The sequence below is a fragment of the Segatella copri genome (assembly GCF_026015295.1).
Classification (GTDB): Bacteria; Bacteroidota; Bacteroidia; order Bacteroidales; family Bacteroidaceae; genus Prevotella; species Prevotella copri_C.
In genome coordinates, this window is sequence record NZ_JAPDUW010000001.1 from 281,927 (window position 1) to 294,370 (window position 12,444).

The following is a 12,444-nucleotide window of genomic DNA, read 5'->3' on the forward strand; positions in this document are numbered from 1 at the left end:
TAATCACTAATCAATAATAAATAACAAAAGATGAAAGTAGTAATCATAGATAATTACGATTCCTTTACCTATAATCTGGCCCATCTGGTAAAGGAGTTGGGAGCTGACGTTACGGTGTTCCGCAACGACCAGTTCCAGTTGCCGGAGCTGGAACGCTTCGACAAGATCATTCTGAGTCCGGGGCCGGGCATTCCGTCGGAGGCGGGACTGCTGATGGATGTTATCCGCAAGTATGCAGGCCGCAAGCCGATGCTGGGCGTATGCCTGGGGCATCAGGCTATAGGCGAGGCGTTTGGAGCCAAGCTTACCAATCTTTCTGAGGTGTATCATGGAGTGGCAACCCCTTGCACCCAGTTCGGCAACGATGTTATTTTCGACGGGTTGGACAAGCGCATAGAGATTGGTAGATACCACTCTTGGGTGGTAGACCGCTCGGGATTCCCTGACTGCCTGGACGTTACGGCAGTAAGCGATGATGGTTGCATCATGGGTCTGAAGCATAAGAACTATGATATTCATGGTATCCAGTTTCATCCGGAAAGCGTGCTGACGCCAGACGGCAAGAAGATGGTGAGAAACTGGTTGGAAAAAGCTTAATGACCTTAATGACCAATGACCTTAATGACCACCATGACCGCATGGTGGTTGTTGAGTTTTTTTTTGTTTTATGATAAGAAAAAGCAAAGCCTGACGCTCTCTCGAGTGCCAGGCTTTTCCTAACAATCTTAACCCTCGCTACAATCCTCTCACGAGTTTCGCGAAGCATATTACCTAAACTGATTTTTCCAAAAATGGAAAATTAAACCTTTTTGTTTTTACAACCCTTTACATATCCCAAGCCACTGCACTCGCACCGAGTACGGCAGCAGAACTGCCATTAAGGGTAGAAACAAGGAATTTAGCCTTACCCTTGAAGGTGCGGAACACGTGCTCATCATAAGCCTTCTGGATAGGTTTCATGATGAGGTCGCCAGCCTTGGTCAGACCACCGAAGAAGACGAAAGCCTCTGGTGAAGAGAAGGCTGCGAAATCAGCACAAGCCTCACCGAGCATCTTGCCGGTAAACTCGTATACACGCAGTGCCAGCTTGTCGCCCTTGCCTGCAGCAACGCTCACATCATAAGATGTAATATCCTCAGGGTTCATCTCGCGGAGCAATGAAGGCTCATCGCTCTTCTCGAGAAACTCGCGTGCTGTGCGAGCCACACCAGTGGCAGAGCAGTAAGCTTCGAGACATCCTGTACGGCCGCATCCGCAGATACGACCCTCTTTGCCACGTACCATGGTAACGTGACCCAATTCGCCTGCGAATCCGTCGCAGCCGTAAACCATCTGTCCGTTGATAACGATACCAGAACCTACGCCTGTACCGAGTGTAATGTCGATGAAGTTTTTCATACCTCTTGCTACACCGTATGTCATCTCGCCGAGCGCAGCAGCGTTGGCATCATTGGTCATACCTACAGGCAAGCCGCCGAGGGCTTTGCTGAACAAGTTGGCCAATGGTACCACTCCGTCGTGTGCCCAAGGAAGATTTGGAGCGAATTCAATGGTTCCATTATAATAGTTTGCGTTTGGCGCACCGATACCCATTGCCTTAATCTTGTCAATGCCGCCTACCGTATCAATGATAGGCTGGAGAGCTTCTACGGCTGCCTTCACATAGTCTTCAACCTTTTTGTAACCGCCTGTCTTGATGGCAGTTGTTGCTTTGATCTCTCCGCGAGCATCTACGATGCCGAAAACTGAATTTGTACCGCCGAGGTCAAGGCCTATTACGTACGGTTTAAGTGTATTATCTGTCATGTTAATTATTTAAAATTAGTTAGAATTATTTTATTTCTCGGCAAAGATACTGAAAACTTTTGAATCTCGTTTATTTTTAAATATAAAAAATTTTAATTTTCTTTTTTTTTCTGCCAGATGATTTGCTGTCCGAAGTTTCTCTGTTGCCCTAAATCCTGTTTATATTCATGCAGAACATCCGCGTAATCCGTGTAATCCGTGCCCGAAAATATAAAAAACGGATATAAAATGAACTTTTAGGCGAAAAAATTGTGCTTTGTGCCCAAAATTTTGTAACTTTGCCGACTGTTAGAAATTGTAACGATACTAAGATGAATTTAGCATTTCCAATTGAGATAAACATCCTTGACTTCATATTCAAAGGAATTGTCATCGGTGTTCTTGCCTCAGCCCCTATGGGTCCGGTAGGCATCCTTTGCATCCAGCGTACACTCAACAAGGGTCGCTGGTATGGGTTTGTAACAGGTGTGGGTGCCGCATGCAGCGACATTGTATATGCTCTGTTTACAGGCTTGGGCATGAGTTTTGTGATGGATTTTGTGAGCAACTCCGAGAACAAGTTCTATCTTCAGATTTTCGGTAGTCTGATGCTCCTTGTGTTCGGAATCTACTGCTTCAAAAGCGACCCGATGAAGAACATGCACAAGTCGAGCAACAAGCAGGGTACCCTGATGCACAACGGCATCACGGCGTTCCTCGTAACACTCTCCAATCCGCTCATCGTGTTCCTCTTCATGGCCACCTTCGCGCAGTTTGCTTTCGTCGTACCGGATATGCCGGTAGAAATGGGAGTAGGGTATCTCAGCATCGTCTTCGGAGCCCTGCTGTGGTGGTTCGGACTCACCTGGCTCGTCGACAAGATTAGGAACAAGTTTGATACCAACGGCATCGTCATTATCAATAAGGTAATAGGCAGCGTGGTCATCATCTTCTCCATGATCGCTCTCTTCGGCACGATTTTCAATCTGTATCATCTGCCGGAATTTTAAAAGTACTTAAACAGGTCTTTAAACACCCCTTCAATCAGAAGAAGGCAAAGCATAAAGTTCAATAGTTAACAGTTCAAAGTTTATGTTTGTAGCACAAGAATTAAGAAAGAAAAGTATCGCAGAATACTTATTATATATGTGGCAGATTGAGGACATCATCCGAGCTTACGGATGCTCGCTGCCTGTCATCAAGAAAAATTATGTAGACCGGTTCGACTTTACACCTGAGCAGCGCGAGGAAGAACTCGACTGGTTTGGCAACCTGATTCGCATGATGAACGAGGAGGGAAAGCGCGAGGGAGGACACCTTAATATTAATAAGGTGATACTAAAGGACGTCATTGACCTGCACGGCATGCTGCTGCAGAGCACCAAGTTTCCTATCTACAATGCCGAATATTACAAGGTGCTGCCTTTCATCGTAGAGCTGCGCCAGCGGGGCGACAAGGATCTCAACGAGATTGAAACCTGCCTCGATGCCCTCTATGGTGTGATGATGCTGCGCCTGCAGAAGAAGGAAATTACGCCCGAAACCGAAAGGGCCATCAAGGAGATTACCGTCTTCATAGGTCTGCTCAGCGATTATTACATCAAAGACCGAACCGAGGGACTCAAGTTTGATGATGACGACATGTAGTGATTAGTTATTAGTGATTACTTTTTAAGAATATACATTATTATATATTTACAACAGGATGAACGAAATAGAAAGAAGAAGAACATTTGCCATTATCTCTCACCCGGATGCTGGTAAGACAACATTGACCGAGAAGTTTCTGCTTTTCGGTGGACAGATTCAGGTGGCAGGTGCCGTAAAGAATAACAAAATTCGCAAAACTGCGACTTCTGACTGGATGGATATTGAGAAACAGCGTGGTATCTCGGTATCTACATCTGTAATGGAATTTGATTATCTCCCTGCCGGACAGGAGGGAGAACCTTATAAGGTGAATATCCTGGATACGCCAGGTCACCAGGACTTCTGCGAGGATACCTACCGCACACTTACAGCCGTAGATTCAGCCATCATCGTGGTTGACTCTGCCAAGGGTGTGGAGGCACAGACCCGCAAACTCATGGAGGTGTGCCGCATGAGAAATACCCCGGTAATCATCTTCATCAACAAGATGGACCGTGAGGGACGCGACCCGTTTGATGTGCTCGACGAGTTGGAAGCAGAGCTCAAAATCAAGGTTCGCCCGCTGAGCTGGCCTATCGGTCAGGGCGCCCGTTTCAAGGGCGTTTACAACATCTACGAGCATCAGCTGAATCTCTTTACCCCTAACAAACAGCGAGTTACCGAGAAGGTAGAGGTAGACATCCAAAGTTCAGAACTCGACGAGCGGGTTGGTGAACGTGAGGCTGCACAACTGCGTGAGGAACTGGAACTGGTAGATGGTGTTTACCCTGAGTTTGAGGAAGAAACCTACCGTTCGGCCGAGGTAGCACCTGTGTTCTTCGGTTCGGCACTGAACAATTTTGGTGTTCAGGAACTCCTCGACTGTTTTGTTCATATTGCTCCATCTCCTAGACCCACCCAGGCAGAGGAGCGTCTGGTGAAGCCTGAAGAACCTAAGTTCAGTGGTTTCATCTTCAAGATTACAGCCAATATTGATCCAAACCACCGCTCCTGCATCGCTTTCTGTAAGATATGCTCGGGCAAATTTGTGAGAAATCAGCCATATTACCACGTGCGCTTGGATAAGAACGTACGTTTCTCTTCGCCTACCCAGTTCATGGCACAGCGCAAGAGTACCATTGACGAGGCTTATCCGGGTGACATTGTAGGTTTGCCAGACAACGGTATTTTCAAGATAGGAGATACGTTGACGGAGGGAGAGAAGATGCATTTTCGCGGTTTGCCAAGCTTCTCTCCACTCCTTTTCAAGTACATCGAGAATGATGACCCGATGAAGAGCAAGCAGTTCCAGAAGGGATTGGAGCAGCTCATGAACGAGGGTGTGGCGCAGCTCTTCGTCAACCAGTTCAACGGCCGCCGCATCGTGGGCACCGTGGGTCAGCTGCAGTTCGAGGTTATCCAGTACCGCCTGGAGAACGAGTACAATGCCAAGTGCCGCTGGGAGCCAGTGCATCTTCACAAGGCTTGCTGGATAGAGGCAGATGACGAGAAGGAACTCGAGAACTTCAAGAAGCGCAAGTACCAGTACATGGCCAAGGATATTGAGGGGCGCGATGTCTTTCTTGCCGATTCGGGCTACGTGTTGAGCATGGCGCAGCAGGATTTTGAACACATCAAGTTCCATTTCACATCGGAATTCTAAATCAATGTAAAAAAGATGGATGAAGAAATTCTAGATTACAACGAGCAGAAAGAGGGATGGGTCAGTAAGATGGTGGATTGGCAGAAAAAACATATTTCTGACCGCCAGATGACCCTTATCCTGGCTTTTATCATCGGCCTTCTGGCGTCGGTGGCAGGATATTTCCTGCACGGCATTGTGCACGAAATACAGTTGCTGCTCACTTCGGGATTTAACAAGGGCACCTATAACCTGCTCTTCCTGCTCTTCCCGATTGTGGGCATTTACCTCACCATGCTCTTTATTAAATATGTGGTCAGAGATAATATTTCCCACGGTATCACCCGTGTGCTTTACGCCATTTCTACCAAAAATTCCAAGCTCAAGGCCCACAACTGTTGGTCATCGGTGGTGGCATCAGGTATCACCATCGGTTTCGGTGGTTCCGTGGGAGCCGAGGCTCCTATTGTGCTCACGGGTTCGGCCATCGGCTCAAACCTGGGACAAATCTTCCGCATGGACAAGAAAACCATGATTCTGCTGGTGGGCTGTGGCGCCTCTGCAGCCATTGCTGGAATCTTTAAGGCGCCTATTGCTGGACTCGTGTTTACGCTTGAGGTGCTGATGGTAGACTTGAGCATGGCTTCCTTGCTGCCTATCCTTATCAGTTGTGTAACAGCTACTTGCTTTACCTACATCCTGATGGGCTCCAAGAGTCTTTTCGATTTTACGCTTACCAGTCCGTGGGCGCTCGACCGCGTGCCTGCCTGCCTTTTGCTGGGCATTTTCTGCGGCTTGGTGAGCCTTTATTTCATGCGCACCATGTCGGCGTGCGAGGGCTTCTTTGCCAAGCTTTCGCCTTATCCCTACGTAAAACTGCTGTTTGGAGGACTGATTCTGAGTTCGCTCATCTTCCTCTTCCCTTCGCTCTACGGCGAAGGCTATACGGCAGTCAACGTGCTGCTGAAGGGGCAGAATGTGGAAGACTGGGGGCAGGTGATGAGCCGTTCGCTCTTCTACGGGCACAACCAGCTGCTCATCCTCTACATCGCTCTGGTAACCTTTACCAAGGTTTTTGCCACCTCGGCAACCAACGGCAGTGGCGGATGCGGTGGTACCTTTGCTCCTTCGCTCATTATTGGAGGTTTTGCCGGTTTCCTCTTTGCGCGCCTCTGGAATGTGAACCAGGTGGGCGTCTACATTCCTGAGCAAAACTTTACACTCTTGGGCATGGCGGGCCTCATTACGGGTGTGATGCATGCCCCGCTTACGGGCATCTTCCTCATCGCCGAACTCACGGGCGGCTACCAGCTCTTCATGCCGCTGATGATAGTGTGCATCTCTTCGCTGCTCACCATCAGCATCTTTGAGAGTCACAGCATCTACGCCCTGCGTCTGGCTAGAGAGGGCAAGCTGCTCACCCACCATATTGACAAGGCTGCGCTCACCCTGCTGGGCATGCAGGATGTCATTGAGAAAGATTATCATCCGGTAGGTCCGGATCTGCCGATGAGCAAGCTGGTGAGTGAGATAAGTCGCAGCAACAACAACTTTCTGCCTGTTTTAGATCAGGCGGGTGTGCTGTTGGGAGTAATAGATATTACGAAGATTCGCCACATCATCTTCCGCACCGAACTGTATCAGCATTTCACCGTGCGTCAGCTGATGATGCAGCCTTCTGCCGTTCTTACCGAACATGACAGTATGGACGAGGTGATGCAGAAATTTGATAAAACCGATGCCGCCCAGCTGCCAGTGGTTGATGTGGCAGGCGTACTGAAGGGTTACATCAGCCGTACTAGAATCTATTCTATGTACAGGCAGATTGTAGCGGATATGTCGGCAGAGTAGGAGTTTTAAGTGTAGAGTGAAGAACGAAGAGTGAAGAATTCAACGGCTTTGCTGGTTTTATTTTAAAATATTAGTGTTTTATGGAGAAGAAGGATTTGAGAATTGTTTTCATGGGAACACCGGAGTTTGCGGTGGAATCCCTCAAGCGCCTGGTAGAGGGCGGTTACAACGTGGTGGCTGTGGTTACGCAGCCTGATAAACCGGTGGGCAGACATCAGGATACGCTGCAACCTTCGCAGGTTAAGCAGTATGCCGTAGAGCATGGTTTACCGGTGCTGCAGCCTGTAAAGATGAAGGACCCTGACTTTGTGGAGCAGTTGCGTTCTTATCAGGCTGACTTGCAGGTGGTAGTTGCTTTCCGCATGCTGCCAGAGGTGGTTTGGGCGATGCCGAAATATGGTACTTTTAATGTACATGCAGCCCTCCTTCCGCAGTATCGCGGTGCGGCGCCTATTAACTGGGCAGTGATTAATGGCGAGAAGGAGACGGGTGTTACCACCTTCTTCCTCGACCACGATATTGATACCGGTCGCATCATTCTGCAGAAACGTTTTCCTATTCCGGAGACGGCAAATGTGGAGTATGTTTACGACGGGTTGATGCATCTTGGTGCTGAATTGGCGCTGGAAACCATTGATGCGCTCATCGCTGCCGATGGCAATATCGGTTCCATTCCTCAGAGCGAAATGATAGGACAGGGTGCCGAACTCAAGCCGGCTCCGAAAATCTTCAAGGATACCTGCCGCATCGACTTCCACAAGCCTGCTAAGCAGGTGTATGATTTCATCCGCGGTCTTTCTCCATACCCTGGTGCATGGACTGAAATTAAGAAGAAGGAGACAGTAGTATTATTTGACGATCCTAAGGGAGATGATGATTACGTGAGGTTCCCTGAGCCTACAACTCATCCATCCCATAAGCAGAGTACACAGAAAATTCAGGTACTTAAGATATTTTCTACCCGTCTTTCATGTATGAAGCGTGGTGATGCGCCTGTGGGATCGCTCCGCGTTGAGGGGAAGTCGTTACAAGTAGCCTGCCTTGATGAATGGCTCATTATTCAGGAGTTGCAGCTCAGTGGCAAGAAACGCATGGATGCTTCTGCTTTTCTCAATGGTATGAAGGACATAGCTTATTATGAGTGTTTGAAGAAAGATGTTAGTGACGATTTTTAAGATTCAAAAGATTTTTGATTTTTAGTTTTATAGTATTATGACTGTAGAAGAAGACATCAAGCGTGCTATAGAGTGCATGCGAAAGGGTGGAGTGATACTCTATCCTACAGATACCGTATGGGGCATAGGATGCGACGCCACCAACCCTGAAGCGGTAAAGAAAGTTTATGAAATAAAGAAACGTGACGATTCTAAGGCGCTTATCTGCCTGATAGATTCTGCTGACCGCATGGCGCGTTATTTCCGCAATGTGCCACAGGTGGCATGGGATTTCATCGATGCTGCCATGCCTGTAAAGCCTACTACGGTTATTCTTGATGATGCCAGTGGAGTGGCTAATAATCTGGTAGCAGAGGATGGAAGTCTGGCGATGCGTATAACCTATGAGCCTTTCTCCAAACAACTCTGTTACCGTTTTCAGAAGCCTATTGTAAGTACAAGTGCTAATGTGAGTGGTGAGCCTGCTGCACAGAATTATCGCGACATCTCCGAGGAAATCCTCAATGCTGTAGATTATGTTTGCTGGAGCCGCCGTCAGGAGCATAAACCTCATCAGCCTTCCAGCATCGTTAAGATTGCTAAGGATGGTGAAGTGAAAGTAATCAGATAAGTTTTCAATTCATCCTATATGAAATGCCTGCTAGAGGGATATTTTCTTCCTTTAGCAGGCTTTTTTGTATGTTTTCAGTCTATAATATACTTAAAGAAGTATTATTGCAATTCGTTTATATGACAAAAAAGAATTTCCGCTCAATACGGATATATAACAAGAAACCCTGCAAGAAATGAATCTTGCAGGGTTTATCTTGGGTGGAAGGTGGGACTCGAACCCACGACATTCAGAACCACAATCTGACGCTCTAACCAACTGAACTACGTCCACCATATTGGTTATGTTTTGCTTTTTCAAAAATAGTTGGGTGGAAGGTGGGACTCGAACCCACGACATTCAGAACCACAATCTGACGCTCTAACCAACTGAACTACGTCCACCATATTCTTGTTAAGCGGGTGCAAAGGTACGAAAAAAAAATGGTTCTACCAAATTTTTTCGTACCTTTTTTCTTATTTTTTATTTTGCAGGGCTTGTTGGAACAACTGGAGCTGCCTTCTGGGCATCTGCACCAGCTGCAGGAACAGCCTTCTGAGCACCTGCTGCTGCATCCTTGCTAGCACCTGGCATAGCAGGAAGAGCGGTCTGCTCCTGAGTGGCTCCCTCCAAAACACTGCTTTCGCCAGCTGCCTGAGGGGCTACATAAGCACATGCCACGCTGATGACAACCAAGGCTGCAGCGAGGCCCCATGTTAATTTCTCAACAATGTCAGTGGTCTTGCGAACACCCATGATTGAGTTGGTTGAAGAGAAGTTACTTGCAAGTCCACCTCCCTTTGATTCCTGGATGAGCACGATGAAAATCATCAGGATAGCTACCAGGACGATTAATACTACTAATAATGTGTAAGCCATTTTTTAAAACTAGTTTTATTTATTTATTATTCTTCTTTATTTCTTCTTGCTGTTCAGTATCAGTTTCTCAAGGAATCTGAGCTGGTCAACATAATATCCGTTCTTGTCAGGATGCTGCTGATGCAGGCGGCTGATGATTTCGTAAGCCCTCTTATACTTGCCCTGCTTGATGTAGATGCGGGCGAGGGTTTCGGTGAATACACCGCTGTTTTCCTCTTCGCCATCCTTGCCGGAATCGGTCTGAAGTTCGGGAGTAAATTCTGGTTTGTAATCTTCGTCCTGCTGGATTTTAGGCAGTTTGAAACCGCCATCCTCCATAAAGTCGTCGATGAGACTCATGGTGCGCGAAGTATCTTCTGGCTCCTGCTGGTCTTCGGTCTCCATGAGATAAGCCACATAGTCTACAGCCGCGTCAGCAGGTGTAGGCTTACGTTTCTCCTTCTTCTCTTCTTCGTCTTCTTCCATAGGAATGGATCCCAGGAAGTGGTCGATGAGGTCACTAGTACGGTCCCCATGTTTTTCTGCTCCTATTCCTCTTACGCCTTGCTGCTTGTTGGATTCAGCCTCTTCAGGGGCGTTTTTTATCTGATAGTGGGCTGCCTCTACCATCTCGAAGATAATCTTACGGTCGGTGATGTAGATGGCTGCACGGCGCAGTTCTTCGTCGAAACTCGGGTCGTGGAGCAGGTACAGATTCTTCAACATCAGTAGGCGTGCCGTCTGATAATACGGATATAAGGCCAAGAGGGCGCGCAAGTCGTAGAGCGTCTCTCGGTTCATTTCCTCTGGGTGTTGTATCAATCTGCTTAATTCCACGATATTTTTACTTTACTTTATTTTACTTTGAACTTTGAACATTGAGTTTTGAACTTTATGATTAGTAAAGCCGTTGAATTCTTCACTCTTCACTTTTCGTTCTTCACTTACTTTACCAGTTAGCTACCGTAGCGTTGAATATCTGGTCTACCAGATCTTTGATAATCTGGGTTACCAGTTCTTCCTGCACCGAGGCAAGGCTCTGAGTGGTGTCGTAGGTCTTGGCAGATGTAAACTGCTTTTCAAAGTCCTCGGCATGGTTCTTGGTGTTGGTGAAACGTACGTTTACGGTGATACTGAGCTCGGTCTGTGCTGAGTATCCCTCAGAACTAACCGACTTGTTGCGCTGAGAATATTGGGTGATTTCGCCCTCTATCTTCAGGTCTCCGTTGCGTGACACCTGTATGAGCTGGGTGTTGCTGGCAAACTTATCCTTGAGTTCGTTGTTGAACATCGGACCCATCGGACCCCACACATACGAACTTCTGATAGGGAAGTCGGCTATCTGTATGGTCTTGGTTTTGGTGTAGTCGATGCTGGCACCGTTGAACTTGTAGCTCACGGAGCATGCTGCCATGACCGCCACCATCAGTGTGACTCCTATTATATATAGGTACGCGCGTATATGCTTCATAACTTATATTTGTTAATCTTTCTGTACAGAGTTCTGTCGGAGATTCCCAGTTCTTCTGCCGCTTTCTTGCGGTTTCCGTTGTTTCTCTCCAATGCCTTTTCTATCATCTGCTTGCTAAGGTCGCTGAGGTTCAGATTCTCGTTTTCTTCCTTGATCTCCTCAATTTCAGCATCCTCGGCTTCGGGTTTGTAAGTGCCCCTAATGCCTCCTGTAGCTATTTCCTGACGGATGTGTTGTAGCTCGTCGAGATCGGTAATCGGAGGTACGGAAGATACCGGAGAAACCGATGGAACGGATGGTACGGACGGAACCGGAGAAACCGATGAAACCGGAGATACGGATGATACTGGAGCTACCTGGGTATTCGGTTGAACCGGAGAAACATATCCGCCTGTACCGCCCAACTGGCGTGCCTCATCGAGTTGCTTGCGCAGGCTGTTCATCTCTCGTCTCAGGTCGCTCACGTTGCCCCTCAGTTCGTAGAGAATCTTGTATAGCAGTTCGCGCTCGCTGGCGTAGCTATGGTCGTCCTTGCCATCCTTCTGTATGGTGGCGAGCTGTGTAGACTCCTCATCTCTCGGAATAAACTGGGTGAGGGTCTGTGCATCGATTTCTCTTTCTCGGCTCAGCACTGACATCTGTTCGGTAATGTTCTTGAGCTGTCTCACATTTCCCGGCCACTTGTATTTCAGCATGATCTGCTTGGCCTCATCTGAGAGTGAAATCTTAGGCAGACGGTATTTTTCGGCCATCTGCATGGCGAAGAGGCGGAAGAGCAGGAGAATGTCGTCGCCACGCTCTCTCAATGCAGGCATCTGTATCGGGATGGTGTTGAGGCGGTAGTAGAGGTCCTCGCGAAAGCGGCCTTCGCTCACAGCCTTGCGCATGTTTACGTTGGTGGCTGCCACGATGCGGACATCCGTTTTCCTTATCTCAGTTCCACCCACGCGGATGTATTCTCCCGTTTCGAGCACGCGCAGCAGTCTTGCCTGCGTCTGTATCGGGAGTTCGCCCACCTCGTCGAGGAAGATGGTACCCTTGTTGGCAATACCGAAGTATCCTTCGCTTTCGCCTATGGCTCCAGTGAAGGAACCCTTCTCATGTCCGAAGAGTTCGCTGTCAATGGTTCCCTCCGGAATGCTTCCACAGTTGATGGCGAAATATTTCTCTCTGCGGCGTGGCGAATTGTCGTGAATCACCCTTGGAATGATTTCCTTACCCACACCGCTCTCGCCGATGATGAGCACGGAGAGATCGGTCGGCGCTACCTGTAGGGCTACGTCGAGCGCATGGTTCAATCCGTCGCTGTTACCGACGATATTGTAGCGTTGTTTTATCTTTTGTAGTTCGGAAGTATCCATTTAGCTGCCAAAATTACTCATTTTTTCTGAATTATCTGCATTTTTTTTTAATTTTAACGTTCGGGAGGTCTGATTACAGGGCA

12 protein-coding genes and 2 tRNA genes are annotated in these 12,444 nt (G+C 47.9%); 7 read left to right on the top strand and 7 right to left on the bottom strand.

Translation table 11 applies throughout. The annotated features are described in order from the left end of the window. Window positions 1-30 precede the first annotated feature (30 nt). Window positions 31-597: an anthranilate synthase component II gene (locus tag ONT18_RS01085; protein WP_118079021.1), complete on the top strand. Its 567-nt coding sequence runs from the start codon at window positions 31-33 to the stop codon at window positions 595-597. 228 nt (window positions 598-825) lie between these two features. Here the strand turns inward: ONT18_RS01085 and ONT18_RS01090 are convergent, their stop codons facing one another. Further along, window positions 826-1,806 (bottom strand): ROK family protein, encoded by a 981-nt coding sequence (locus ONT18_RS01090; protein ID WP_264903622.1) that lies wholly within the window; start codon window positions 1,804-1,806, stop codon window positions 826-828. A gap of 311 nt (window positions 1,807-2,117) precedes the next feature. Between ONT18_RS01090 and ONT18_RS01095 the strand changes: the two genes are divergently transcribed. The 6 genes from ONT18_RS01095 to ONT18_RS01120 all read left to right on the top strand — a co-directional run bounded on the left by ONT18_RS01095 (window position 2,118) and on the right by ONT18_RS01120 (window position 8,692). Further along, the gene (locus tag ONT18_RS01095; RefSeq protein WP_117692055.1) at window positions 2,118-2,795 is read left to right on the top strand and encodes a LysE family translocator; all 678 of its coding nucleotides are present in this window, start codon (window positions 2,118-2,120) and stop codon (window positions 2,793-2,795) included. Window positions 2,796-2,877: 82 nt separating this feature from the next. Continuing rightward, the gene (locus tag ONT18_RS01100; RefSeq protein ID WP_006846332.1) at window positions 2,878-3,432 is read left to right on the top strand and encodes a DUF4924 family protein; all 555 of its coding nucleotides are present in this window, start codon (window positions 2,878-2,880) and stop codon (window positions 3,430-3,432) included. Between the two features lie 58 nt (window positions 3,433-3,490). After that, window positions 3,491-5,077: a peptide chain release factor 3 gene (locus ONT18_RS01105; protein ID WP_117727133.1), complete on the top strand. Its 1,587-nt coding sequence runs from the start codon at window positions 3,491-3,493 to the stop codon at window positions 5,075-5,077. A 69-nt stretch (window positions 5,078-5,146) separates the two neighbouring features. Continuing rightward, window positions 5,147-6,907: a chloride channel protein gene (locus tag ONT18_RS01110; protein WP_117727148.1), complete on the top strand. Its 1,761-nt coding sequence runs from the start codon at window positions 5,147-5,149 to the stop codon at window positions 6,905-6,907. An 80-nt stretch (window positions 6,908-6,987) separates the two neighbouring features. Further along, window positions 6,988-8,082, top strand: coding sequence for a methionyl-tRNA formyltransferase (gene fmt / locus ONT18_RS01115; RefSeq protein ID WP_264903623.1), 1,095 nt, complete (start codon window positions 6,988-6,990; stop codon window positions 8,080-8,082). Between the two features lie 37 nt (window positions 8,083-8,119). After that, a complete protein-coding gene (locus tag ONT18_RS01120; protein ID WP_118079018.1) occupies window positions 8,120-8,692 on the top strand; it encodes an L-threonylcarbamoyladenylate synthase in 573 nt (190 codons plus the stop codon). Window positions 8,693-8,890: 198 nt separating this feature from the next. On the opposite strand, the gene ONT18_RS01125 is transcribed toward ONT18_RS01120, so the two are convergent. The 6 genes from ONT18_RS01125 to ONT18_RS01150 all read right to left on the bottom strand — a co-directional run bounded on the left by ONT18_RS01125 (window position 8,891) and on the right by ONT18_RS01150 (window position 12,361). After that, window positions 8,891-8,966, bottom strand: a tRNA-His gene (locus ONT18_RS01125). A gap of 34 nt (window positions 8,967-9,000) precedes the next feature. After that, window positions 9,001-9,076, bottom strand: a tRNA-His gene (locus ONT18_RS01130). A gap of 78 nt (window positions 9,077-9,154) precedes the next feature. Next, window positions 9,155-9,550, bottom strand: coding sequence for a preprotein translocase subunit SecG (gene secG, locus ONT18_RS01135; RefSeq protein WP_006846337.1), 396 nt, complete (start codon window positions 9,548-9,550; stop codon window positions 9,155-9,157). 36 nt (window positions 9,551-9,586) lie between these two features. Beyond that, on the bottom strand, window positions 9,587-10,366 hold the full coding sequence (locus ONT18_RS01140) for a tetratricopeptide repeat protein (protein WP_264903624.1): 780 nt from the start codon (window positions 10,364-10,366) through the stop codon (window positions 9,587-9,589). Window positions 10,367-10,478: 112 nt separating this feature from the next. Further along, window positions 10,479-11,000, bottom strand: a complete 522-nt coding sequence (locus ONT18_RS01145) for an LptE family protein (protein ID WP_006846339.1) — start codon at window positions 10,998-11,000, stop codon at window positions 10,479-10,481. Continuing rightward, complete coding sequence (locus ONT18_RS01150) at window positions 10,997-12,361, bottom strand: sigma-54 interaction domain-containing protein (protein WP_118190363.1); 1,365 nt, start codon at window positions 12,359-12,361, stop codon at window positions 10,997-10,999. Before ONT18_RS01150 ends, ONT18_RS01145 begins: the two co-directional genes overlap by 4 nt. Between the last annotated feature and the right edge of the window lie 83 nt (window positions 12,362-12,444).

Excerpts from the sequence above, each read along its gene's own strand:
- ONT18_RS01085 (WP_118079021.1), top strand. The coding sequence starts at position 31 with ATGAAAGTAGTAATCATAGATAATTACGATTCCTTTACCTATAATCTG.
- ONT18_RS01090 (WP_264903622.1), bottom strand. The coding sequence starts at position 1,806 with ATGACAGATAATACACTTAAACCGTACGTAATAGGCCTTGACCTCGGC.
- ONT18_RS01095 (WP_117692055.1), top strand. The coding sequence starts at position 2,118 with ATGAATTTAGCATTTCCAATTGAGATAAACATCCTTGACTTCATATTC.
- ONT18_RS01100 (WP_006846332.1), top strand. The coding sequence starts at position 2,878 with ATGTTTGTAGCACAAGAATTAAGAAAGAAAAGTATCGCAGAATACTTA.
- ONT18_RS01105 (WP_117727133.1), top strand. The coding sequence starts at position 3,491 with ATGAACGAAATAGAAAGAAGAAGAACATTTGCCATTATCTCTCACCCG.
- ONT18_RS01110 (WP_117727148.1), top strand. The coding sequence starts at position 5,147 with ATGGTGGATTGGCAGAAAAAACATATTTCTGACCGCCAGATGACCCTT.
- fmt (WP_264903623.1), top strand. The coding sequence starts at position 6,988 with ATGGAGAAGAAGGATTTGAGAATTGTTTTCATGGGAACACCGGAGTTT.
- ONT18_RS01120 (WP_118079018.1), top strand. The coding sequence starts at position 8,120 with ATGACTGTAGAAGAAGACATCAAGCGTGCTATAGAGTGCATGCGAAAG.
- secG (WP_006846337.1), bottom strand. The coding sequence starts at position 9,550 with ATGGCTTACACATTATTAGTAGTATTAATCGTCCTGGTAGCTATCCTG.
- ONT18_RS01145 (WP_006846339.1), bottom strand. The coding sequence starts at position 11,000 with ATGAAGCATATACGCGCGTACCTATATATAATAGGAGTCACACTGATG.
- ONT18_RS01150 (WP_118190363.1), bottom strand. The coding sequence starts at position 12,361 with ATGGATACTTCCGAACTACAAAAGATAAAACAACGCTACAATATCGTC.